This window comes from Pseudomonas sp. HP_14 (assembly GCF_055283875.1).
In genome coordinates, this window is sequence record NZ_JBTOQI010000022.1 from 255,061 (window position 1) to 279,262 (window position 24,202).

Annotated in this window: 22 protein-coding genes; 16 read left to right on the forward strand and 6 right to left on the reverse strand. The window is 56.8% G+C overall.

Features of this window, described 5'->3' with window-relative positions; genetic code table 11:
* Nucleotides 1-25: 25 nt before the first annotated feature.
* From ACYASS_RS15895 to ACYASS_RS15925, 7 genes are all read left to right on the forward strand, one after another.
* Nucleotides 26-667, forward strand: a complete 642-nt coding sequence (locus ACYASS_RS15895; protein ID WP_243246113.1) for a YfgM family protein — start codon at nt 26-28, stop codon at nt 665-667.
* Nucleotides 660-1,811, forward strand: a complete 1,152-nt coding sequence (gene bamB, locus ACYASS_RS15900; RefSeq protein WP_243246112.1) for an outer membrane protein assembly factor BamB — start codon at nt 660-662, stop codon at nt 1,809-1,811. The genes ACYASS_RS15895 and bamB overlap by 8 nt, the downstream gene beginning before the upstream one ends.
* 127 nt (nt 1,812-1,938) lie before the next feature.
* Nucleotides 1,939-3,411, forward strand: a complete 1,473-nt coding sequence (der, locus tag ACYASS_RS15905; protein ID WP_027902635.1) for a ribosome biogenesis GTPase Der — start codon at nt 1,939-1,941, stop codon at nt 3,409-3,411.
* 255 nt (nt 3,412-3,666) lie between these two features.
* Entirely contained in the window at nt 3,667-4,815 is a 1,149-nt protein-coding gene (locus ACYASS_RS15910) for a pyridoxal phosphate-dependent aminotransferase (protein WP_243246111.1), read from the forward strand.
* Nucleotides 4,803-5,594 (forward strand): amidohydrolase, encoded by a 792-nt coding sequence (locus tag ACYASS_RS15915; protein WP_463586823.1) that lies wholly within the window; start codon nt 4,803-4,805, stop codon nt 5,592-5,594. Before ACYASS_RS15910 ends, ACYASS_RS15915 begins: the two co-directional genes overlap by 13 nt.
* A gap of 73 nt (nt 5,595-5,667) precedes the next feature.
* The gene (locus ACYASS_RS15920; protein WP_463586824.1) at nt 5,668-6,105 is read left to right on the forward strand and encodes a hypothetical protein; all 438 of its coding nucleotides are present in this window, start codon (nt 5,668-5,670) and stop codon (nt 6,103-6,105) included.
* Between the two features lie 164 nt (nt 6,106-6,269).
* Nucleotides 6,270-6,692: a FlxA-like family protein gene (locus ACYASS_RS15925; protein ID WP_243246109.1), complete on the forward strand. Its 423-nt coding sequence runs from the start codon at nt 6,270-6,272 to the stop codon at nt 6,690-6,692.
* Between the two features lie 88 nt (nt 6,693-6,780).
* Here ACYASS_RS15925 and leuA read toward each other — a convergent pair whose 3' ends face one another.
* From leuA to xseA, 3 genes are all read right to left on the reverse strand, one after another.
* Nucleotides 6,781-8,451, reverse strand: coding sequence for a 2-isopropylmalate synthase (gene leuA / locus ACYASS_RS15930; protein ID WP_463586825.1), 1,671 nt, complete (start codon nt 8,449-8,451; stop codon nt 6,781-6,783).
* A 387-nt stretch (nt 8,452-8,838) separates the two neighbouring features.
* Nucleotides 8,839-9,675 (reverse strand): peptidoglycan DD-metalloendopeptidase family protein, encoded by an 837-nt coding sequence (locus ACYASS_RS15935; RefSeq protein ID WP_463586826.1) that lies wholly within the window; start codon nt 9,673-9,675, stop codon nt 8,839-8,841.
* A 6-nt stretch (nt 9,676-9,681) separates the two neighbouring features.
* Nucleotides 9,682-11,061, reverse strand: coding sequence for an exodeoxyribonuclease VII large subunit (gene xseA / locus ACYASS_RS15940; RefSeq protein WP_463586902.1), 1,380 nt, complete (start codon nt 11,059-11,061; stop codon nt 9,682-9,684).
* Nucleotides 11,062-11,249: 188 nt separating this feature from the next.
* On the opposite strand from xseA, the gene ACYASS_RS15945 reads away from it, so the two are divergent.
* The 6 genes from ACYASS_RS15945 to ACYASS_RS15970 all read left to right on the forward strand — a co-directional run bounded on the left by ACYASS_RS15945 (nt 11,250) and on the right by ACYASS_RS15970 (nt 18,067).
* The gene (locus tag ACYASS_RS15945; RefSeq protein ID WP_463586827.1) at nt 11,250-12,029 is read left to right on the forward strand and encodes a sulfite exporter TauE/SafE family protein; all 780 of its coding nucleotides are present in this window, start codon (nt 11,250-11,252) and stop codon (nt 12,027-12,029) included.
* Nucleotides 12,030-12,097: 68 nt separating this feature from the next.
* Nucleotides 12,098-12,646, forward strand: coding sequence for a sugar ABC transporter ATPase (locus tag ACYASS_RS15950; RefSeq protein WP_463586828.1), 549 nt, complete (start codon nt 12,098-12,100; stop codon nt 12,644-12,646).
* Between the two features lie 94 nt (nt 12,647-12,740).
* Nucleotides 12,741-14,210, forward strand: a complete 1,470-nt coding sequence (gene guaB / locus ACYASS_RS15955) for an IMP dehydrogenase (RefSeq protein WP_463586829.1) — start codon at nt 12,741-12,743, stop codon at nt 14,208-14,210.
* Nucleotides 14,211-14,339: 129 nt separating this feature from the next.
* Nucleotides 14,340-15,917: a glutamine-hydrolyzing GMP synthase gene (gene guaA / locus ACYASS_RS15960; RefSeq protein WP_463586830.1), complete on the forward strand. Its 1,578-nt coding sequence runs from the start codon at nt 14,340-14,342 to the stop codon at nt 15,915-15,917.
* A 310-nt stretch (nt 15,918-16,227) separates the two neighbouring features.
* Nucleotides 16,228-16,956 carry a hypothetical protein gene (locus ACYASS_RS15965; protein WP_463586831.1) on the forward strand — a complete coding sequence of 243 codons (729 nt, stop codon included), beginning with the start codon at nt 16,228-16,230 and terminating at the stop codon, nt 16,954-16,956.
* A 274-nt stretch (nt 16,957-17,230) separates the two neighbouring features.
* The gene (locus ACYASS_RS15970) at nt 17,231-18,067 is read left to right on the forward strand and encodes a TauD/TfdA dioxygenase family protein (protein ID WP_463586832.1); all 837 of its coding nucleotides are present in this window, start codon (nt 17,231-17,233) and stop codon (nt 18,065-18,067) included.
* A 35-nt stretch (nt 18,068-18,102) separates the two neighbouring features.
* On the opposite strand, the gene ACYASS_RS15975 is transcribed toward ACYASS_RS15970, so the two are convergent.
* Nucleotides 18,103-18,720: a TetR/AcrR family transcriptional regulator C-terminal domain-containing protein gene (locus tag ACYASS_RS15975; RefSeq protein ID WP_463586833.1), complete on the reverse strand. Its 618-nt coding sequence runs from the start codon at nt 18,718-18,720 to the stop codon at nt 18,103-18,105.
* Between the two features lie 406 nt (nt 18,721-19,126).
* Here ACYASS_RS15975 and ACYASS_RS15980 point away from each other — a divergent pair, with 406 nt between their 5' ends.
* Complete coding sequence (locus ACYASS_RS15980; protein ID WP_463586834.1) at nt 19,127-19,834, forward strand: DUF3313 domain-containing protein; 708 nt, start codon at nt 19,127-19,129, stop codon at nt 19,832-19,834.
* A 233-nt stretch (nt 19,835-20,067) separates the two neighbouring features.
* Here the strand turns inward: ACYASS_RS15980 and ACYASS_RS15985 are convergent, their stop codons facing one another.
* A complete protein-coding gene (locus ACYASS_RS15985; RefSeq protein ID WP_463586835.1) occupies nt 20,068-20,385 on the reverse strand; it encodes a DUF2388 domain-containing protein in 318 nt (105 codons plus the stop codon).
* Between the two features lie 249 nt (nt 20,386-20,634).
* Here ACYASS_RS15985 and ACYASS_RS15990 point away from each other — a divergent pair, with 249 nt between their 5' ends.
* Both ACYASS_RS15990 and tadA read left to right on the forward strand, forming a co-directional pair.
* A complete protein-coding gene (locus ACYASS_RS15990) occupies nt 20,635-22,008 on the forward strand; it encodes a multicopper oxidase family protein (RefSeq protein ID WP_463586836.1) in 1,374 nt (457 codons plus the stop codon).
* Nucleotides 22,008-22,490 (forward strand): tRNA adenosine(34) deaminase TadA, encoded by a 483-nt coding sequence (tadA, locus tag ACYASS_RS15995; protein ID WP_463586837.1) that lies wholly within the window; start codon nt 22,008-22,010, stop codon nt 22,488-22,490. The genes ACYASS_RS15990 and tadA overlap by 1 nt, the downstream gene beginning before the upstream one ends.
* Nucleotides 22,491-22,572: 82 nt before the next feature.
* Here the strand turns inward: tadA and mltF are convergent, their stop codons facing one another.
* On the reverse strand, nt 22,573-24,033 hold the full coding sequence (gene mltF / locus ACYASS_RS16000) for a membrane-bound lytic murein transglycosylase MltF (protein WP_243246100.1): 1,461 nt from the start codon (nt 24,031-24,033) through the stop codon (nt 22,573-22,575).
* Nucleotides 24,034-24,202: the final 169 nt, after the last annotated feature.

The window sequence follows — 24,202 nt, forward strand, 5'->3', positions numbered from 1 at the left end:
CGATTTAGCGAATAGGAGTATTGGGGTGTCAGGTACTGAAGATGATGAACTGGCGGCAATGAAGGACTGGTGGCAGCGTAATGGTAAACCCCTGGTGACGGGTGGTTTGCTGGCGCTGGTAGTGGTGCTTGGCTGGCAGGCCTGGACCAGATACGAAAGCAATCAATCGCAAGGTGCTTCGGCGCTTTACCAGCAGTTGCTGGAAACAGCCCTTACGCCGAGTGGCCAGGCTGATACGGCCCGTGTTGCTGATATCGCCAACAAGCTCAAAAACGAGTTTGGTGGTTCTGCCTACGCTCAATACGGCAGCCTGTTCGTAGCCAAGGTGGCTGTCGACAACGGCAAGCTCGATGATGCTGCGGCCGAGTTGAAGCTGGTCACCGACAAGCCTGCCAGCGACACGTTGGGCGAAATCGCCCGCCAGCGTCTGGCTCGCGTATTGGCTGCACAGAACAAGGCTGACGACGCGTTGAAGCTGCTCGACGGCGATGCCGAAAAGGCATTCCTGGCCAGCCGTGAAGAACTCAAGGGCGACCTGCTGGTACAGCTGGGTCGTACCGACGAGGCCCATGCTGCATACCAAAAAGCCAAATCCGCGCTGTCTGAAGAAGCGGCCGTAGGTGGCTTACAAATGAAGCTCGACGACTTGGCCAAAGGGGATGCGTGACGTGATCCGTTGGAAACATGCAGCATTGCTGGCTCTGGCCATTTTGGCCGCGGGTTGCAGCAGCAACAGCAAAAAGGAATTGCCACCGGCCGAGCTGACCGACTTCAAAGAAGAAGTCGTGCTGCAGAAGCAGTGGAGCCGCTCTATCGGTGAGGGCCAGGGCGAAACCTACAACATGTTGGTTCCGGCCATTGATGGCGACCGTATCTTCGCCAGCGACGTTGAAGGCTTCATTGTCGCGATGGACCGAATGAACGGTAAGGTCATCTGGGAAAAAGATCTTGAGTTGCGTGTATCCGGCGCCGTTGGCGTGGGTTACGGCATGCTCATGGTGGGAACCCTGAAAGGCGAAGTCGTCGCTCTGGACTCCAGCACCGGTGAAGAAAAATGGCGTGCTCGCGTGACCAGCGAAGTGCTGGCTCCGCCTGCCACCAACGGTGATGTGGTCGTGGTTCAGACCCAGGATGACCGTATTGTCGGCCTGGATGCAGCGACTGGTAACCAGCGCTGGATCTACGAAAGCACTCCGGCAGTACTGACCCTGCGCGGTACGGGCGCGCCGATCGTGACCAACCGCCTGGCGGTGGCTGGCCTGTCGACCGGTAAAGTGGTTGCACTGGACACCTCCAACGGCGTGCCGGTCTGGGAGCAACGTGTCGCTGTTCCTCAGGGTCGCTCGGAGCTGGATCGCGTCGTTGATATCGACGGCGGTCTGTTGCTGTCCGGTGGTACTTTGTACGTCGCTACCTATCAGGGCCGGGTTGCCGGTCTTGAGCTGGAAAGCGGGCGTGTGATCTGGCAGCGCGATGCATCGAGTTACTCTGGCGTAGCACAGGGCTTTGGCAGTGTTTATGCCAGCCTGGCCTCCGGCACCGTCGAGGGTATCGATGAGCGTTCGTCCTCTGCCTTGTGGAGTAACGAAGCGCTGGCCCGTCGTCAACTGGGTTCGCCGGAAGTGTTTTCAAGCTATGTAGCTGTCGGTGACATGGAAGGCTATCTGCACCTGTTGAGCCAGGTTGATGGTCGTTTCGTGGGCCGCGAGCGCATTGACAGTGACGGCCTGCGTGCTCGTCCGTTGGTGGTTGGCGACATGATTTACGTCTACGGCAACAGCGGCAAGCTGGAAGCCCTGACGATCAAGTAATGGATGTCTATGCTTGATCAGGACCCCGCTTCGGCGGGGTCTGCAGCACTCTGAGTGCTGCCCCGAACTCCGGCCGCTGCCCTGCAGCGGCTTTTGTATTTTCTGAAATAACGAAGTGGAGAGCCGCATGGTTCCCGTAATCGCCCTGGTGGGTCGACCGAACGTCGGCAAGTCCACCTTGTTCAACCGCCTGACCAGGACTCGCGACGCCATCGTCGGCGATCTGTCCGGTCTGACCCGTGATCGCCAATACGGTGAGGCCAAGTGGCAAGGGCGCTCCTACATTCTGATCGACACCGGCGGTATTTCCGGTGACGAACACGGCATGGACGAAAAGATGGCCGAGCAGTCACTGCTGGCTATCGAAGAAGCCGATGTCGTGCTGTTCCTTGTTGATGCCAAAGCCGGTTTCACTGCGGCCGACCAGATGATCGGCGAGCACTTGCGCAAACGTGGCAAGCGCTCTTATGTGGTAGCCAACAAGGTCGACAACATCGACCCTGAAATGGCCCGCGCCGAGTTCGCTCCATTGGGTATGGGCGATGCCATTCCGGTAGCCGGTGCTCACGGTCGCGGCATCAGCCAGATGCTGGAAATCGCCCTCAGCCAATTCCCGAAAGATGAAGGTGAAGAGGACGAGGAAGGCGAAGCCGAGGTGGTTGCTGAAGGCCAGGAAGCCAAGCGCATCCCGGGTCCGAGTGAAAAGGATGGCATCAAGATCGCGATCATCGGTCGTCCTAACGTCGGCAAGTCGACGCTGGTCAATCGTATGCTGGGTGAAGACCGGGTTATCGTTTATGACGAGCCGGGCACGACGCGTGACAGCATCTACATCCCGTTTGAGCGCAACGACGAGAAGTACACCCTGATCGACACCGCCGGGGTGCGTAAGCGCGGCAAGATCCACGAGGAAGTTGAAAAGTTCTCGGTGGTGAAAACCCTGCAAGCCATCAAAGACGCCAACGTGGTGATCTTTGTCATGGACGCTCGCGAAGGTGTGGTTGACCACGACTTGAACCTGCTGGGCTTCGCCCTTGAAGCAGGTCGTGCGCTGGTTATTGCGCTGAACAAATGGGACGGTATGGTCCCGAGCGAACGTGATTACGTGAAGACCGAGCTTGAACGCCGGTTGTTCTTCGTCGACTTCGCCGATATCCACTTCATCTCGGCGCTGCACGGCACGGGCGTTGGCAACCTGTACCAGTCGGTACAGAACTCCTTCAAGTCCGCGGTAACCCGCTGGCCGACCAGCCGCCTGACGCAGATTCTTGAAGATGCGGTCAGCGAGCACGCGCCACCGATGGTGGGTAGCCGTCGCATCAAGCTTCGTTACGCTCACCTGGGTGGTGCTAACCCGCCGCTGATCGTGATCCACGGTAACCAGGTCGAGAAAGTACCCAAGTCCTACGTTCGTTATCTGGAAAACACTTACCGCCGTGTGCTCAAACTGGTCGGTACACCGATCCGTATCGAGTTCAAAGGCGGCGAGAACCCTTACGAGGGTAACAAGAACACGCTGACAGACCGTCAGGTCAACAAGAAGCGTCGGATGATGTCGCACCACAAGAAAGCCGACAAGAAGCGTAGAGACAAGCGCTGATAGCGTTGCCTGCGCAGGGCTTATGTGGGAACTGAGCTTGCTCGCGAAGAACGATGATGCGGTCTGCTTTCAAACCGGGTCGCTTGTATCGCGGGCAAGCCCGGCTCCCACAGAGCCTGCGCAGTCCCGCGGATTGGGTAAAAAGCTTTCTCAGGAAAAGGCGCTAATAGCGCCTTTTTTTATGCGCGCGCTATGGGCTATCCTGCCTGACCCCGTGCCGCCGTCGAGCCGGGCGTAGAGCAGGAAACAGGCCCAATGATTGACAGCAAGTTGCCCAATGTCGGCACTACTATTTTTACCGTCATGTCTCAGCTCGCAGCCGAGACGGGCGCGATCAACCTGTCCCAGGGTTTCCCGGATTTCGATGGTCCTCAGGCGCTGCGCGATGCGCTGAGCCGTCACGTCGCTGAAGGGCACAACCAATACGCACCAATGACCGGTTTGCCTGCGCTTCGCCAGCAGGTCGCCACCAAGATTGCGCGCAGCTATGGCCGCCAGGTCAACGCTGAAACTGAAATCACTATTACTCCGGGCGCTACCCAGGCGATCTTCTGTGCAGTCCAGGCCGTGATTCGTCCGGGTGACGAAGTGATCGTTTTTGATCCTTGCTACGACAGCTATGAGCCCTCGGTTGAGTTGGCAGGCGGCCGCTGTGTTCATGTGCAGCTGGACGCAAACGACTTCTCCATCGACTGGCAGAAACTGCGTGATGCGCTGAGCCCCCGCACCCGGATGATCATCCTCAACAGCCCGCATAACCCGAGTGGCGCGTTGATCAGCCGTGCCGAACTGGATCAACTGGCTGCGCTGATCGCCGAGCGTGATATCTACCTTGTCAGCGACGAGGTCTACGAGCACCTGGTATTCGATGGTGTTCAGCACGTCAGCATCCTGAGCCACGAAGAGTTGTACCAGCGCGCCTTTGTGGTCAGCTCGTTCGGTAAGACCTATCACGTCACAGGCTGGAAAACCGGTTACGTGGTTGCGCCGCCAGCATTGAGCGCCGAGTTGCGAAAGGTTCACCAGTACGTCAGTTTCTGTGGCGTCACGCCGCTGCAATGGGCACTGGCGGATTTCATGGCCGAGCACCCTGAGCACGTCGAAGAGCTACCTGGGTTCTATCAGGCCAAACGTGATTTCTTCTGCGATCAATTACAGGGCTCGCGCTTCACGTTTGATCGTGTTGGCGGTACCTACTTTCAACTTGTGAATTACGCGCAGATCCGACCGGACCTCAACGACGTGGAGATGTCGCTGTGGATGACGCGTGAGCATGGCGTGGCAAGTATTCCTGTCTCCGTGTTCTACCAGAAACCACCTGAAGGCCAGCGGTTGATCCGGCTGTGCTTCGCCAAGCGTGAGGAGACGTTGCGTCAGGCAGCGGAAAAATTATGCGCGATCTGAGTGAACTACCCAACCTGAATGTGGCGTTGGTCCAGACTTCGCTGGTCTGGCATGACCGCAAGGCCAATCTTGAACACTTCGCCATGCTCCTGGCTCCCATCAAGGGCGCCGATCTGGTGGTCCTGCCGGAGATGTTCACCACGGGCTTTTCCATGGCGTCTGAAACCCTCGCCGAACCAGAAGCAGGTCCCACATCCAAATGGATGCTTGAGCAGGCCAGGCTGCTCAACGCGGTGATTACCGGTAGCGTCATCGTCAAGGATGCTGATGGCAGTCACCGCAACAGGCTGTTGTGGGCTCGTCCCGACGGCGAGCTGCTGCATTACGACAAGCGCCATCTGTTTCGCATGGCGGGTGAGCATGAGCATTACAGCCCTGGCGAGCGGCAAGTGCAGTTCGAACTCAAGGGGTGGCGTATACGTCCGTTGATTTGCTACGACTTACGCTTCCCTGTCTGGAGCCGTGACGGGCAGCACACCGATCTGTTGCTCTACACCGCAAACTGGCCGGGCGCCCGACGCATGCACTGGAATCGACTGCTCCCGGCACGGGCCATTGAAAACCTGTGTTACGTCGCCGCAGTCAATCGCACAGGCACCGACGGCAAAGGCTTCGCTTATACCGGTGACAGTCAGGTGCTGGATTTCCAGGGAGAGAGCCTGTTTAACGCCGGAGAGGCTGACGGCGTTTTTGAGGTGTCGTTGAACGCTGCGGATCTCGCGGCTTACCGGACAAAGTTTCCGGCTCATCTCGACGCCGATACATTCGAGATACACTAAATCCGTTCAGCGGTGGTGGTGCAGGTCGATACAAAAACCAGAGATGACTAAATGTTTCTATCTGGAGATCGACATGACCACCATCAACACCTCTTCCCTCAGCAGCTATACAAGCTCTTACAGTGTCACGCTCAAGAAAGACGACGCGGCGACCACGGCTACAAACTCCGAAGCCACCACCGTGACGAGTGATGAGACGAGCACCAACAGCACCAAAGTTGCCGCTGGCGGAGCATCTGCCGAAGGCGGGGCGGCAGGCAGTTCGACGTCCGATGCCACTCAGCAGAGCATCGAGAAGCTGCAAAAGCAGATCGAGCAGACTGAAAAGCTGCTGAAAGAGCAGGCACAGCAACTGGCCGCTGCGCAAAACGGCAATGGCACTCCTGAGGAGAAAGCCCAGAAAGCCATGGCCATTCAGGCGCAGATTTCCAGCACCAACGCTACGCTCGCCTCTCAGCAAGCGGCTTTGGTGCAGTTGACCACGTCCGGTGGTATCGACACCACGGCTTGATGGTTGCTGACCGGTGTTGATTAACGCCGGTTTTCATCCTGCTTGGTCGCTCCTGAAGCGTTGTCGCTGTCGGGCGATGAAATACGTGTATCAAAAGATTTCATCGTTACGTTGAAGTTTTGATGCGGGCGGCCGATATCGCTGTATCAATCCAGGAGTTGACCATGACCACCATCAATACAAGCTCGCTTGGCATGTATTCCAGCGGTTTTACGGCTGCAATCAAAACCAGCACAGACTCCAAAGCGTCCGACACCAAGTCGGGTGAGGTGACTTCGGTTGATGTGAACCTTCGTGGCAATGTGTATCAGACGGGGGACGATGCGAAAGCGGGCGCTGCTGCTCCGTCGAGTCCTGCTGAAGAACAGATCGAGCGGATCCAGAAACAGATCAAAGACGTGCAGAAGCAACTCCTGCGTCAGCAACAGCAGCTATCTGCGGCGCAGAACAGCAAGGGTTCTGAAGAGGAAAAAGCTCAGCAGGTGATGTCTATCCAGCAGCAGATTTCCGCTACCCAGGCTCAGTTGGCGACTTTGCAGGCAGCTTTGCTGACTGTGATGAAGGGCAATGTAAACACGACAGCCTGATTCTCGCGCAAACAAAAAGGCCCTGAAGCTTTCACTTCAGGGCCTTTTTTGTTCGTCCGGCGCCGCTACAGGTGCAGCGCCAGGCGGATCAGGCGGCTTTCGCTTCAGCCTGACTCAGCGAGCGGTTCAGCGCGCTGAACAGTGCCTTGAAGCTTGCCGTGGTGATGTTTTCATCAACCCCGACACCGTGGACCGCACGATCACCGTTGACTCGCAGTTCGATGTAGGCAGCCGCTTTGGCTGTGGTACCGGCGCCGATCGCGTGTTCGTGATAATCCATGATTTCCACGCCAACCGGCAGGCTTGATACCAGCGCTTCGAGTGCGCCGTTGCCTTTGCCTTTCCAGCGTTGGGTTTCGTCGTTGACGCTGACTTCGGCATCTACTGCGCTGGTGTTGTTTTCTTCCTGCAGGCGATGGCTGATCAGTGCGTAAGGTTTGTTGGCCTGCAGGTATTCACGCTTGAACAGCGCGTAGATCTGCTGGGCGCTCATTTCCAGGCCGAGGCGATCGGTTTCACCCTGAACCACCTGGCTGAACTCGATCTGCATGCGACGCGGCAGCGAGATACCGTACTCCTGTTCCAGCAAATAAGTGATGCCGCCTTTGCCGGACTGGCTGTTGACACGAATCACAGCCTCATAGCTGCGGCCGATGTCCGCCGGGTCGATTGGCAGGTAAGGCACTTCCCACAGAGCGTCGTCTTTCTGTTGGGCGAAGCCTTTGCGGATTGCATCCTGGTGCGAACCGGAGAACGCGGTGTGAACCAGGTCGCCCACGTAAGGGGCGCGGGGATGGACCGGGATCTGGTTGCATTCCTCGACGACTTTACGCACGCCATCAATGTCGGAGAAGTCCAGCTGCGGGTCCAGGCCCTGGGTGTACATGTTCAGTGCCACGGTCACCAGGTCCACGTTGCCGGTGCGCTCGCCGTTACCGAACAGGCAGCCTTCAACGCGATCTGCGCCAGCCATCAGGCCCAGCTCGGTGGCAGCGATACCGGTGCCACGGTCGTTGTGGGTATGCAGGCTGATGATCACGCTGTCACGACGATTGATGTTGCGGCAGAACCATTCGATCTGGTCGGCGTAGATATTCGGGGTAGCGACTTCAACCGTGGCGGGCAGGTTGAGGATGACCTTGTTCTCAGGCGTGGCGTTCCAGACTTCGATGACCGCGTCGCAGACTTCCTTGGCGAACTCCAACTCAGTCGCGCTGAAGGTTTCCGGGGAGTATTCGAACGTCCACTGGGTGTCAGGCTGCTCTGCGGCGTACTTCACAAACAGCTTGGCTGCACTGACCGCGATTTCTTTTACGCCAGCCTTGTCCTGATTGAAGACGATGCGGCGGAAGGAAGGGCTGGTGGCGTTGTAGAGGTGAACGATTGCCTTCTTGGCGCCGCGCAGGGATTCGAAGGTGCGCGCAATCAGATCTTCACGGCCCTGGGTCAGCACTTGAATAGTGGTGTCGTCCGGGATGTGGCCTTCTTCGATCAGCGTGCGTACGAAGTCGAAGTCGGTCTGTGAAGCCGCTGGGAACGATGCCTCGATTTCTTTCACGCCTACGGCGACCAGAGTCTTCCAGAAGCGCAGCTTCTTCACCGCATCCATTGGCTCGATCAGCGACTGGTTACCGTCACGAAGGTCCGAGCTGCACCAGATCGGCGCCGCAGTAATGGTCTTTGAAGGCCAGGTGCGGTCAGGCAGGTCGATGGTCGGAAAAGCGCGGTACTTCTTCGAGGGATCTTTGAGCATTGGCATTGGAGCGAATCCTTTGGGTACTTATTTTGTATGGGCCGGGAGAAGGCGGCCAACCGGTGAAGCGAGAGGCGGGGTGAGGCACAGCGATCTAGCTTGGCAGTCGTGCACTGACCAGGCTGAGACAGCGATGTTGCCGCAACAGAATGAGGGTTTGAGAGGTTTTCATAAGGCCAACCGTACTCATTGAGGTGAAAGTTGGCAAGCACTTGAAAAAAATTGAGATAAGTTCTCTTAAATCTGTTTTTTGTAGTTTTTTATAGCTCGAATCTCTGGGGGGTAAACTATTTATTGCTGGGCTTTGTTTGATTGCAGGAGCTACCGAAGGCTGCGAAACAGTTTTGCCTGCTCTATCGCTTCGCAGCCTGCGGCAGCTCCTACAGAAAATTCCTATGGCTGGAACGCGCCGATGAATATCGCCGGATCAACCCGTGCGTCATTAAGGCTGACGTTCCAGTGCATGTGCGGACCCGTTGCGCGACCGGTTGAACCCACACGACCGACAACACCGCCACGAGGGACTGCATCGCCGACCTTCACGTCGATCTTCGACATGTGGCAGAACATGCTGATGAACCCCTGGCCGTGGTCAACAAACACGGTATTGCCGTTGAAGAAGTAATTACCGGTCAGGATCACTTTACCGGCTGCAGGGGCTTTGATGGGTGTGCCCGCGGGAACCGCGAAGTCCAGACCGGAATGCGGGTTGCGCTCTTCACCATTAAAGAAGCGGCGCACGCCGAATTTGCTGGAGAGTGGGCCTGCCACCGGTTTGTCCAGCGCCAGATTGCTCGGTGTGCCTGGGCTGAAACTGCGATAGGCCTTGAGCTGCTCGGCCAGCTCACCGTCAATGCGCTTAAGGTCATCCGGGTTTGGATTGACCTGTCTCTGGTTTTTCAGGGTGATACGTTGTTCGGGGTATTTCTTGCTACCGACCGCGAAGTTCAGGGTGCGGCTGCCGCTGGCATCTTTGGTGACCAGTTGCTGAGTGCCCGGTTTTACCGTTAACGGAACGCCAATAATTGCCAGCCAGCGCACGCCCTGTTCTTTGACCACTAACACTGGTTTGCCGTCGTACGTGGCTTTTGGCGCTTGTGCGCCATTGCCCAGATCGACCACTGCAACTCCCCCAGGCACCGGCTTGTTCAGCAGGCGGGTGATGTAACTGTCAGCGTGGGCAGGCAGGCACAGAAAAGCAGCGAGCAGCGGGGCGATAAAACGCAGCATCAGTATTCAATCCAGAAGAGAAAGGGTGACAGGCGTCAGGTGGTTGTCCTCGACGCGCACTTGCAGTTCGCCTTCGCCAAGTCGCGCGGTTAGCCGCTGGCCGGTTCGGGTTTGTGCTGCAGTGCGAATTGCGTGGCCGCGCTCGTCGAGCAATATGCTATAGCCCCGTCCCAACGTCGCCAGCGGGCTGACCACGTGCAGGGTTTGTACTTGGGTCTGCAATTGCAGGCGGCGGGTTTTCAGCGCATCGCGCATTGCTTTGGGCAAACGCTCGGCCAGAACGTCCAGACGCTGGCGCAGAAACGCCAGCGTCCGGCCCGGATGCTGTGCGGCCAGGCGACTTTCCAAGTGTGCAAGTCTGACCTGGCGCTTGTGCGTTTGCTGCTCGAATGCACGGCGCATACGCATGTCCAGATCATCCAGACGTTGCGCTTGCTGGCGCAGACGTTCACCGGGGTGGCGCAGGCGGCGGGAAATGCCTTCCAGACGCAGGCGCTCGCGCATCAGCTTGTCTTTTATACGGCTGACCAGTCGACGATGCAGGTTGTCTACCCGGCGATGCAGGTCGCTGGAGTCGGGCGCCAGCAGTTCGGCCGCTGCGGAAGGCGTTGGCGCGCGGACGTCGGCCACGAAGTCGCTGATCGAGACATCGGTTTCATGGCCAACGGCGCTGACGATTGGCGTTACGCAGCCATCAATGGCACGGGCCACGGCTTCTTCGTTGAAGCACCAGAGATCCTCCAGCGAACCACCGCCACGGGCCAGAATCAGTGCGTCGAAACCACGCGCATCCGCCAGCTTGAGGGCGCGAACGATTTGGCTGATGGCTTCGCGGCCCTGAACGGCAGTAGGAATCAACGTGAGTTCGACTTGAGGTGCACGGCGGCGAAACACGCTAATGATGTCGCGGATTACGGCGCCGGTCGGCGAGCTGATAATGCCGATGCGTTGCGGGTGAAGGGGCAGGGCGATTTTACGCTCGGCACTGAATAGGCCTTCGGCGCTGAGCTTCTCTTTCAGCGCATCGAAGGCCAGACGCAGCGCGCCGTCACCGGCGGGCTCCACTGTGTCGAGGATCAACTGGTAGTCGCCGCGACCTTCAAATAGGGAAACCTTACCGCGTACCTTGACCTGCAAACCATCCTTGAGCGCCTGGCGGACCCGCGCTGCACTCTGCCGGAACAGTGCGCAACGGACCTGAGCCCCCGAGTCCTTCAGCGTGAAGTACACATGACCGGACGCCGGGCGTGAGAGATTGGAAATTTCCCCCTCGACCCAGATATTGCTGAACACATCCTCCAGCAACACCCGGGCGCGGCCGTTGAGCTGGCTGACAGTAAGGATTTCCCGGTCGAGGCCGAGTCTTGCGAAGGGGTCTTTAATCATGACGGGCATGATAAAGGCAATGCGCAACAAGCGCACGGCGGGAAATTTATCTGTCCCTGCAGGAGCGCACGAGCTGCGTGAGGCCGCGATGGCGGTCTGCCTGATACGCCGCAATCGCGGCCTCGCGCTGCTCGTGTGCTCCCACAGGAAATGCATTAGATTCAGGCGAAGCTCAAGGAAGAAGATCAATGGGCAACATCAATGTCATCGAAGCCTTCACCCAACTGGGCTTCACGCCCCTGAACTGGCTGCTCATCGTGTCGGGTATCGTTGCGGCTTATATAGTCTTTGGCATCGCAGGCTTCGGCACCGCGTTGGTCGCCGGTCCGATCCTGATCAACTTCATGCCGCTGTCGCAGATCATTCCTTTATTGGTACTGCTGGATTTCATCGCCGCATTTGGCAATCTGCTGCCTTCGCGTCAGTCGGTGGTCAAGTCCGAGCTCGTACGTCTGCTGCCGTGCATGGCGGTAGGGTGCAGCCTTGGCGTGGTATTTCTGCTCAACCTGAAGTCCGATCTGCTTCTCCTGTTAATGGGGGTGTTCATCTCCTGTTATGCGCTTTATACCTTGGCGGTCAAAGCAAGGCCGACGCAACTGGCCGCAGGCTGGGCGATTCCGATGGGGACGGTCGGCGGGCTGTTCGGTGCGTTGTTCGGGAGTGGTGGCTTTTTATATGCGATCTACCTGAACAGCCGACTTGAATCCAAAGAGCAGGTGCGAGCCACACAAAGTGCGCTGATCAGTTGCAGCACTATAGTGCGCCTTGGCCTGTTTCTGATTGCCGGGGTGTATGCGCAAATTCCGCTGCTGCTTCTGGCGTTGTGCTTGCTACCCGCCATGGCGCTGGGATCGTGGATCGGCCGTCGGTTGACCCTGCGCATGTCGCGGGAAACGTTCGTCAGGCTGGTCACCTGGCTGGTGCTGGTCAGCGGTATCGTGCTGATAGGGCGCTATTTTGCACATTGACTCTGACTTGACCTGAGCCGCTGGAGCATTAAGCTGCCGACCCTCGCACACATTAGCCAAAGAGCATCATGAGCAGCCAAAGTATTATCGTCCCGCTGATTTCAGGTTTCCCCGGCCGTGAGGCTCGGGCGCGTCTGATTCTGCGCTGGCTGGTGAAGCTCAACGTGGTTGAGCCGGAGTTGACCACCTGTGGGCGAACCTACAACAAGATGGCCTATGCCATTGCGCCCGGTGCTCGTGCAGTGGTCGAGCATCCGGAGGCGCTGCCCTTCGGTCAGCCGGTCAACGGCCTGGAGATTGTTACCAAACGCTGTATCTATACACCGCTCAAGGATTTCGCCGAAGAAGCCGGTTGCCCCGAGTGCCGCAAGGAAATCGGCGAGGCGCTGTTCGACAGTCTCGAAGAGTGGATGCCTGGCCACACTGACAACTTCATCTGCCCTGAATGTCGCCATGAAGACGACATCAACGGCTTTCTGTTCCTGCAGCCGTGTGGCTTCTCGGACCTGGGGTTCATCTTCAATGACTGGCTTGATGCATCCTTCAAACAGAGCTTTCTGGATGACTTCGCCGAACGTCTGGATCGTCCGGTTTCCTTCGTCAAAGTACGTTTATAACGTCGTGTGATAATTGCCTAAGGTTTACATTGAGCCGGCGGGGGTGTCTGGGTATAATGGCGCGCTTCCAATTTCCCGCTCGGGAGCCCCCGCGATGCTGCGTATCAGCCAAGAAGCACTTACTTTCGACGACATTCTCCTTGTGCCCGGTTATTCCGAGGTACTTCCTAACGAAGTCAGTCTGAAAACCCGTTTGACCCGTGGCATCGAATTGAACATTCCGCTGGTCTCCGCTGCCATGGACACCGTGACTGAAGCCCGTCTGGCAATTGCCATGGCTCAGGAAGGCGGTATCGGTGTCATCCACAAGAACATGACCATCGAGCAGCAAGCTGCCGAAGTCCGCAAGGTCAAGAAGTTCGAAGCCGGTGTCGTGAAAGACCCGATCACTATCGAGGCTGACGCCACGGTTCGTGACCTGTTCGAACTGACCCGCCTGCACAATATTTCTGGTGTACCTGTCCTGCACAATGGCGACCTGGTCGGCATCGTGACGTCCCGTGACGTGCGCTTTGAAAACCGTCTGGACGTGCCTGTTCGCGAAGTGATGACCCCTAAAGAGCGTCTGGTCACTGTTCGCGAAGGCGCTGACAAGAACGAAGTACGCGAGCTGCTGCACAAGCACCGTCTGGAAAAAGTCCTGATCGTCGACGCCAAGTTTGCGCTCAAGGGCATGATGACCGTCAAGGACATCGAAAAAGCCAAGGCTTATCCGCTGGCCAGCAAGGACGACCAGGGTCGTCTGCGCGTAGGTGCTGCTGTCGGCACCGGCAAAGACACTGGCGAACGCGTCACTGCGCTGGTCGCAGCAGGCGTTGACGTAGTGGTTGTCGACACCGCTCACGGTCACTCCAAAGGCGTGATCGACCGCGTACGCTGGGTCAAGGAAAACTTCCCTGAAGTACAGGTCATTGGCGGCAACATCGCCACTGGCGCTGCTGCCAAGGCACTGGTTGCCGCTGGCGCTGACGCAGTCAAGGTCGGTATCGGTCCTGGTTCGATCTGCACCACGCGTATCGTCGCCGGTGTGGGTGTGCCGCAAATCAGCGCGATCGCCAATGTCGCCGCAGCCCTTGAAGGCACTGGCGTTCCATTGATCGCCGATGGCGGTATCCGTTTCTCCGGTGACCTGTCCAAGGCCATCGTAGCCGGTGCGTCCTGTGTGATGATGGGTTCGATGTTCGCCGGTACTGAAGAAGCGCCAGGCGAGATCGAACTGTTCCAGGGTCGCTCCTACAAGGCTTACCGCGGTATGGGTTCTCTGGGTGCCATGTCTCAGGCTCAGGGCTCGTCCGACCGTTACTTCCAGGATTCGTCCGAAGGTGCCGAGAAGCTGGTGCCGGAAGGTATTGAAGGCCGTGTTGCCTATAAAGGCTCGCTGACCGCCATCATTCACCAGTTGATGGGCGGCCTGCGTTCTTCCATGGGTTACACCGGCAGCGCTGACATTGAAGAGATGCGCACCAAGCCTGAATTCGTGCGTATCACCGGCGCCGGTATGGCTGAATCCCACGTCCACGACGTGCAGATCACCAAGGAAGCGCCGAACTATAGGGTCGGCTAAAGCCGACCAGCTATAAGCTCCAAGCTTCTAGCTGCAAGCGATGGCTGTGGTGACACAGCCATCGCATACATCCCGATTAGCTTGCAGCTTGCGGCTTGAAGCTCGCAGCTGCTCTTCAGAGCCTTTTCCATGTCCCTCGACATTCACGCCCACCGTATCCTGATCCTCGACTTCGGTTCCCAGTACACCCAATTGATCGCCCGTCGCGTGCGTGAAATCGGCGTTTACTGCGAGCTGCACCCGTTCGACATGGACGACGAAGCCATTCGTGAGTTCGCTCCAAAAGGCGTGATTCTCGCCGGCGGTCCCGAGTCCGTACACGAAGCCAACAGCCCGCGCTGCCCGCAAGCGGTATTCGATCTGGGCGTGCCGGTTTTCGGTATCTGCTACGGCATGCAGACCATGGCCGAGCAGTTGGGCGGCAAGGTTTCAGGCTCTGAACTCCGCGAGTTCGGCTACGCCCGTGTTGACGTAGTCGGCAAAAGCCGTCTGCTGGATGGTATCGAAGACCACATCGACGCCGACGGCCTGTTCGGCCTCGACGTGTGGATGAGCCACGGCGACAAGGTCACCAAACTGCCTGAAGAATTCCACATTCTGGCCAGCACCCCGAGCTGCCCGATTGCCGGTATGGCAGACGACGCTCGCGGTTACTACGGCGTGCAGTTCCACCCTGAAGTGACTCACACCAAGCAGGGCGGTCGCATTTTGTCGCGCTTCATCCTCGACATCTGCGGTTGTGAAGCATTGTGGACTCCGTCGAAGATTGCTGAAGACGCTATCGCTCAGGTTCGCGCCCAAGTGGGTACCGACAACGTACTGCTGGGTCTTTCCGGTGGCGTTGACTCTTCCGTGGTTGCGGCTCTGCTGCACAAAGCCATCGGCGATCAACTGACCTGCGTGTTCGTCGACAACGGCTTGCTGCGCCTGCACGAAGGCGAGCAGGTTATGGCCATGTTCGCCGAGAACATGGGCGTCAAAGTTATCCGCGCCAATGCTGAAGACCAGTTCCTGAACAACCTGGCTGGCGAAAGCGATCCGGAAAAGAAGCGCAAGATCATCGGTCGTACCTTCATCGACGTGTTTGATGCCGAGTCCTGCAAACTGGACAACATCAAGTATCTGGCCCAAGGCACGATCTATCCGGACGTGATCGAGTCGGCTGGCGCCAAGAGCGGCAAGGCTCACGTGATCAAGTCGCACCACAACGTGGGCGGCCTGCCAGAAGAAATGAACCTCAAGCTGGTCGAACCGCTGCGTGAGCTGTTCAAGGACGAAGTACGTCGCCTCGGTCTGGAACTGGGTCTGCCGTACGACATGGTTTACCGTCACCCATTCCCAGGCCCTGGCCTTGGCGTACGGATCCTCGGTGAAGTGAAAAAGGAATACGCCGACCTGCTTCGTCGCGCCGACCATATCTTCATCGAAGAGCTGCGCAAAGCCGACTGGTACCACAAGGTCAGCCAGGCGTTTGTGGTGTTCCAACCGGTTAAATCGGTTGGCGTGGTAGGCGATGGCCGACGTTATGCTTGGGTCGTTGCACTGCGTGCCGTGGAAACCATCGACTTCATGACCGCACGTTGGGCGCATCTGCCTTACGAACTGCTGGAAACCGTCAGCGGCCGGATCATCAACGAGATCGAAGGCATCTCCCGCGTCACTTACGACGTGTCGAGCAAGCCACCTGCGACGATCGAGTGGGAATAACTCCCTACAGCGCTGCATAAAAAAACCGGCTTTGGCCGGTTTTTTTATGCCTGCGATAACGGCTAACTCTTGCTATAGAAGAACCCGCCAGAAAATCGAAAAGTCGCGTGCTTATATTTTGAGATATTCATCACATAAACACTGCAAGTCATTATGCGTCAACGCACCTTTCACTAATCGCAGCGGTCCAACCTGCGGCTTCATGTGTACACAAGAAAATGCTCACTTATTAATCGGGCAGTGAACGACCAGCCGCAAAAGCCGGCCGCATGCTCTATGGAAATGATGCTCTTATCAGGGACCCGTCTTTATGCGCTCTTACCTTTCTGTTGTCGCCGCTTCTCTCGCTACGCTTACCTGCCTGACCGCCATGGCAGCAGACGATATTTCGGGCGTGACGCTTGGTTCCTCGTTAGCTGATGCCAAAGAAGCCATCGCCAAGGCAAGCCCCGACTTAAAGCTTTCTCCGCTCATGTTGAGAAACGGCAATGAGGGAGGGGTAACAGCGGTGAGTGCGGACCTGATACCTGAGGCAGGTGTGGGTAGCGTAAAACGTCCTTCTGACGAGTTTGCAGCACTTCAAACTGACTCAGGCAAGGTTTGGTTCATCGCTCGCGTTCAGCGTCTTGAGCAGGGTGCGCGCATCAAGACCGATACGCTTGAGGCTTCATTGACGGAAAAATTTGGTAAGCCTTCCTCCCCCGGCTTGGGCTACGGTTTTGTCTGGCAATTCGACCGCGAAGGGAAACAGTACTTCGGTCCTGGTACAGCGGGGCCTTGCGATAGCATGATGCGGGGCGTTAGCAATCTTCCCGGCGTAACAGTGGGTGCACCTGAGTCGTTCAGTCCGACATGCGGGAAGTTGATTGTCGTATCAACGACGGAACAGCCTGACGGCATGGTGCCCTATTACACCGTCTCCCTTATCGACGCCAAAACAATGTTTGACGAGCTGGCCGCACGTGATGCTCAGGCAGAAACTGAGCGCTTGAAAAAGCTTTCGGACGAGCAAGCCAAGGGTGTGAAGCCTAAAATCTGATAACAACAGATAGCCAGGTCAGGTGATCGTGGTGCTGCTAGCGCGCGGAGCATTTGTTTTATGGCTCTGCTCGCCTCAAGCGCATACCGGCTTATCTGAAGGCAATCGCTGGTGGCACCGACAGCATCAAAAAGCCCGTATCTTTGCGGGCTTTTTGCGTTTTTCAGATCGCGAATTCCCGCACTGACCAATTGTCCGGCCGCTATAAAAAGGCGGATTGTATTGATATCTTTATAAGCGTACAGTTGTGTTCACTTATAGAGAGGGAGCAGTCATGACAACCAGCAGCGCTTCTCTGGCTCACACACTGATTAAACCGTTAATTGGCAGTCGTGTGCTCAATGGCAAGGACGATTTGATATCTGGCGGACTGGCCAGTGAATTACGCGATCTGTTGGCGCAGCGCGGCGTTTTAGTGTTTCCGCAGCTTCATTTAACTGACGCAGAGCAGATAGCGTTCACACAAACGCTTGGGGTTTTCGCGCCGGAAGTCAGTGATGGTCAGGGCATTACCAAGATCACCCTCGATGCGAAGGAGAACCCGGCCGGTGCCGAGTTTCTCAAGGGATCACTGTATTGGCACATCGACGGCACCCGGAACGAGTCACCTATCTTGGCTTCGTTGTTGTCCTGCAAGGTGACCGCGACGTGGGGTGGCAACACGGGCTTTTGTAATACCTACGCTGCTTACGAGGCCTTGTCGGAAGCTGACAAGCAACGTTATGAGGAGATGCGCGTTACTCACGCCCCCTGGGCGTCGTTGCTGTACTACGAACCGGAGCCCAGCCTGCAAAAGTTGCAGGCGATGCAAGCCATCGGCGAGAAGGAGCTGCCGCTGGTATGGAAGCATCGTTCAGGGCGAAAGTCGTTGATTCTCGGCTGCACTGCGCTGCAGGTTACCGGGTTGAGTGTTACTGAAAGCGCCCAGGTTCTGGTTGGTCTCCGGGAGTGGGCGACAGCCGAACCATTCAGCTATAGCCATGAATGGCAGGTAGGTGATCTGGTGATCTGGGACAACACCGGCACCATGCACCGCGCGGAAGCCTATGACCCGAGTTGCTCACGCATGATGCATCGCACAAAGCTGGAGGGTGAGGAGCCGTTCGAGTAACCATGTTGGTCATTGGCTTCCCCAACCCGCGCTGCCTAGTGTGGCGCGGCGCCTTTTAGAAACATGTCTACGGCCGTTGTCACCATTCCTTCTATTTCATCTCGGGTCATGGGCTCGGGCGCTTGCTGGAAGAGGCGTTCTTCAGGTTCTGCCGTGATTAGCGAAAGGAACTGTTTAGCCCTGACCCTGGGGTTACCCGGGCGCAATTCCCCGCTCTCTACCGCGGCCGACATCAGCGTTGCGAGCGCGTCGATGCCCTGGCTGGGACCTGATTCGTAAAACAACGTGCCGATGTCTGAGCGACCCGACTCGGCAAGTACCATCCGGTAAACCTTAATGGCGGTCGAGTCGTTGGTGACGATCATCAGTATCTGACGCCCGAACTCCAGAAGCTTCTCTTCGAGAGGGATGCTGTTCTCCGATTTGGCCGTCAGATCCGCCACGGCGTTGTACAGATGCGAGGTCGCATACATCTGGACGACGGCGATAAAGAGCGCTTCTTTGGAGGCGAAATAACCGTAGAGAGTGGCCTTGGAACCTCCGATTCGTGTCGACACTTCTTTCATGGATGCGCCTTCGTATCCCAACTCAAGGAATACGCTGGCAGCCGTTTCTACGATGGCGGTGCGTCGACTCTCGGTACGAACCTTCATTGCCTCTCCAAAAGAGTACACCTGTGTACATTTTAGTGTTGACGGTAGCTCGGTAAGCGGCTAAAAGTATACAGGCTAGTACGGCTTTGGGCGATGTGGCGGAGAGCGTCGTTAATTGAGTTTCAAGCGGTGTAATGTCGCTGGTATTTATAGGCTGAATAGCCATTGCGGCGGCCGTTATAAACAAACGTCCTAAAAGTTGACGCTCCTTTGTCTAAGTCTGGCCTTGCCTCTTACTGAAATTAGCGCAGCGTTATCTGAATAGTTGATTCAAGAAAGTCCTGGGCGGCGTGGCCGTTCTGGTTATGGCAGATGAATCTATCTGCTGAATCCCTGCGTCCGCAATGTGTAAATCAAGCAATAGCCATTGAACACTCTATCGTGTTTAACCTTCGGAGAAACAGACATGTGCGCAGATAAAGAACCCAAAGCGGGTGTATTTTTACTGTTGGCACTGGCGTTGGCCGGGTGCGCGTCTCAAGAGCCTTTTCCGTACGCAGGCATAGAGTCTGCTCGAGAGATGCGACCGAATAAGGCGGATGAGTCTGATCGCGTTCCGTATGCCTATAGAACTCGCGTGGACTGGAGTCGGTACAAGAATGTCATGCTGGAGCCAGTGACACTTTATTCCGGCGCAGATGAGCAGTTTTCCGGGATTACGTCGGAGGATAAACGTGATTTGGCCAACTACATGACCATCGAATTTTCCGAGGCGTTGGGCAAACGCTTCCGGTTCGTGTCCACGCCGCGACCCGATACACTGAGGATTCGACTGACCTTGACCGGAGTGGAAACAACAACGCCGGTGCTGGCAACGTTCTCGAGGTTCGATATCGGCATGGGTTCTTATAATCTCGTTCAGGCTGCACGGGATCGCAAGGGAACGTTTACCGGGTCAGTCAGTTACGTGGTCGAGATCTACAACGCGTCATCAATGCGCCTCCTTGAGTCCTATGTCTCCCGACAATATCCGAAGGTGTATGACATCAGTTCGACGTATGGCCGCTTATCTGCCGCGAGATCGGGTATTGAAAGAGGGGCCGACAGTCTGGTTGATACGTTGGCTGAAAAACAGAGTCGCGCTCTCACCCAACAATATCAACTATCTGATTGAAGTGCTTTTTATCTGTAGGAGCGCGCTTGCCCGCGAATCAGTGTGTCAGTCGATAACTATATTGGCTGCGCCGACGCTATCGCGGGCAAGCGCACTCCTACAGATAATGCAGTTCTTTTTAAAGAGTATGTTTGTTTGATATGAGCGTGAGGCGGCTAGTTATTTTATTTATCCAGACAAACGAAACGCCGGGAGATATCCCCCCGGCATTATCTGCAGATAGTGAGCAAGTATCAGCGGTCAGTTGGCAGGTTCTGGTAGAGAATTGCCGTGGCTAACTCCATATCCGAAGCCTGCAGCTCCGGATTTTCAGCGCGTGCACTCGCAATGGCCGCCTCCAGATACGGTCCGCGGATGCTTCCGCCGCTGGCGACAAAGCTACTGGCGTCGTCCTGGGCAGCGAGGATCTGCTTGTTGTCTTTGGATGTCAGGTAGCTGGAGCCGGTGGTGGCCCCCGACGTGAGTACATTGCGCCAGAACGAATCGGCCATTGCCGATCCCATGGGGAGTGAGAGCGCTACAACTGCGGCTAAAGCGAATTTGGAACGCATAGACATAGACCTCGATGGATGGTGATTTTCTAAACCGTACAGTACGGTTCATTTATGAAAAGATCAACTCATCCATTTCAAATAAGTCTGTTGGTGATCGTCTCTGGGTTCAGGCTGATTCCCGCAGGTCCAATGTTTGCTGCGTGACGCAACTGCGCTTAAATTTTGCCAGATGCAGGTGTATCGTATTCGCCCTCGCAGCGACTCTCGACTGCGACTCGTGTCTGGTTTTTTGAGGTGTGCGCGTTTATGTCTTTTACCCGTCGACAAATACTCGGTGGCCTTGTCGGTCTTGCCGTGGTTGGGCTTGGGGCGGGAGGGGCGTCACGTTATTGGCTGGGCCGCCGTGGGCCGGGCGAGGGGCATGACTTCGAGCTGATTGCCGCGCCGCTGGACGTTGAATTAGTGGCCGGGCATCAGACGCCAGCCTGGGCATTTGGCGGGTCTGCGCCAGGTACCGAGCTGCGGGTGCGACAGGGCGAGTGGCTGCGCTTGCGCTTTATCAATCACTTGCCGGTTGAAACCACGATTCACTGGCATGGCATCCGCTTGCCGCTGGAAATGGATGGCGTGCCCTATGTGTCGCAGCTACCCGTCAAGCCGGGCGAGTATTTCGATTACAAGTTTCTGGTGCCGGATGCAGGCAGCTACTGGTATCACCCGCATGTCAGCAGCAGCGAAGAGCTGGGGCGCGGCCTGGTCGGGCCGCTGATCATTGAAGAGCGCGAGCCCACTGGCTTCAAACATGAGCGCACGGTCAGTCTGAAAAGCTGGCATGTGGACGAAGAGGGCGCATTCACTGAGTTCAGCGTGATTCGCGAGGCTGCTCGTGAAGGGACGGCGGGGCGTCTCTCTACTATTAATGGTATTCCTCAGGGCGTTATCGAGTTGCCTGCCGGACAGATCACTCGGGTGCGCATTCTCAACCTTGATAACACCGTGACCTACCGTCTCAATCTGCCGGGAGCCGAGGCACAGATTTATGCGCTGGACGGCAATCCGATCAAGCCTCGCCCATTAGGCAAGGATTATTGGCTAGGGCCAGGAATGCGCCTTTGCCTGGCGATCAAGGCACCGCCTGCGGGTGAAGAGCTTTCATTTCGAAATGGTCCGGTGCGCCTGGGGACTTTTCGTTCGGTCGCCAATAATGATGCGCCGGGTGAATGGCCTCCGGAGCTGCCAGCCAATCCAATTGCCGAGCCGGATCTTGAAAACGCCGAGAAGCTCAACTTCAACTTTGAGTGGGTCGGCTCGGTCTCCGTCAATGTCGATAACGGCAAGCCGCCAAGTCTGTGGCAGATCAATGGCGAGGCCTGGGATATCACCGACAAGACCTGCGCCGACCGGCCTATTGCGAAACTGGTACTGGGCAAGAGCTACATCTTTGAGCTCAAAAACATGACCCAGTATCAGCACCCGATTCACTTGCATGGGATGAGCTTCAAGGTGCTGGCTTCGGATCGCAGGAAGATTATTCCGTATTTCACGGATACGTTCCTGTTGGGCAGAAACGAGCGCGCACGCGTGGCGCTGGTGGCGGATAATCCCGGCGTGTGGATGTTCCACTGCCATGTGATCGATCACATGGAAACCGGACTTATGGCAGCAATAGAGGTTTCTTGATGCGGCAGCCGCAAATCATTGATCGCAGTCGTGATCAGGACTTCATGCGCGAAGCGTTGTTACTGGCGGCTCAAGGGGCGGCGCTAGGTGAAGTGCCGGTGGGCGCGGTGCTGGTGCAGGACGGCGAGATCATAGGCCGTGGCTTCAATTGCCCCATCAGCGGCAGTGATCCCAGTGCTCATGCCGAGATGGTCGCCATACGTGCTGCGGCGCAGGCGGTCAGCAATTACCGGCTGCCGGGCAGCACGCTGTACGTCACCTTGGAGCCGTGCAGCATGTGCGCGGGGCTGATCGTCCATTCGCGTATTACTCGCGTGGTCTACGGCGCACTTGAGCCCAAGGCTGGCATTGTCCAGAGCCAGGGGCAGTTTTTCACTCAGGGCTTTCTCAACCATCGTGTGTTGTTTGAAGGCGGGGTGTTGGGTGAGGAGTGCGGAACGATGCTGAGTGAGTTTTTCAGGATGAGGCGGGCGAAGGGCTAACGCTAAGCTTGATTTGAAATGCGATCCCACAGGGGATCGCGTCTGAGTTGGAGATTTTTTAGATAGGCAGGTAGAGGAATTGTTAAAGCGGAGGATTTTCTTCTGCAGGCTTGGTCTTGTTGACGCCCGGCACATGCAGATTGCTTTCTGCAACCTGGCTGCCTTCCAGTTGTGGCTGCGTGGCCCAGGTGAGGATGTCGTAGTAGCGGCGGATGTTGGCCACAAAGTGCACCGGTTCGCCGCCTCGGGCATAACCATATCGGGTTTTGCTGTACCACTTCTTCTGCGAAAGACGCGGCAGCATCTTTTTAACGTCGAGCCATTTATTTGGATTCAGGCCCTCGTTCTCAGCCAGTTTCCGCGCATCTTCCAAATGTCCGCCACCAATGTTGTAGGAAGCGAGAGCAAACCACGTACGATCCGGTTCTAAAATCGTGTCATCCAGCTGTTCCTTCACGTATGCGAAGTACTTGGCACCACCCTGAATGCTTTGTTTGGCATCCAGCCGGTTCGACACGCCCATGGCCTGCGCTGTGTTTTGCGTCAGCATCATCAAGCCGCGTACACCGGTCTTGGAGGTAACGCCCGGCTGCCAGAGTGATTCCTGATAACCGATAGCCGCCAGCAGGCGCCAGTCCACCTGTTCCTTCTTGGCAGACGCCTGGAAGTGTTTTTCGTACTTGGGAAGACGTTCCTGCAAATGCTGGGCGAAGGTATATGCGCCCACATAACCAAGCACATCGACGTGCCCGTAATAGCGATCTTTCAAGCGCTGCAAGGTGCCGTTCTTGTTGACCTTGTCGAGATAAGCGTTGATTTCGTTAAGCAGGCTGTTGTCTTCGCCTGGCGCTACGGCCCAGCGTTGTCCCTTGCCTTCACCCAGATCGAACGCGACGCGCACGTTAGGGAAGTAAACCTGATTCATCGCCAGCTCGTTAGAGTCCACCAGCGTGATGTCGGTCTGGCCTTCATCCACCATGCGCAGCAGGTCGACTACTTCAACAGCGTCGGATTCTTCGTACTCAATTGCAGGATTTTGCGCTTTCAGTGCAGCCATTTGCTCGGCATGACTACTGCCTTTAAGGACAGTAATGCGCTTGCCCACCAGATCCGAAGGCTCCGTTGGGCGTGACTGGCCATTGCGATAGATGACCTGCGGAGTGACATCAAGGTAGGAATGAGAGAAGCGAGCCTGCTTTTTGCGCTCTTCAGTATCAATCAAACCAGCGGCTGCCAGGACCGGGCCGCCAGGTTTCTGGATCTGGTCGAAGATGTCGTCAAGATTGTCGGCTGTTTCGATCTTCAGTTCTACGCCGAGATCTTCGGCGAAACGCTTGACCAATTCGTACTCGAAACCGGTTTCCCCGTTGCGATCCTGGAAGTAGGTCGCGGGGCTGTTGCGAGTGACCACGCGCAGCACGCCGTCCTCCTTTACTCGCTCCAGTGTGTTGGGTTTATCCACACAGGCGCCGAGCATCAGGAAGAGTCCGGTTGCGATGAGCCATCTGGCACAACGAGGGCGGAAGTCTGATTGGGAAAACATCCGGGCAGTATACGCAAAGCGCACCCGCCGCCATATCTCGACAGCGAGGCTCGGGTCTGCTAGAGCGCGGCCTTTCTTATAGGTAACTTGAGGGGCAACTCGGGCCGCCGATATTCGGACACTGTCAATCTGGCCGTTTTGGGTGCTCAAACAGTACGTTTAGGCTAGA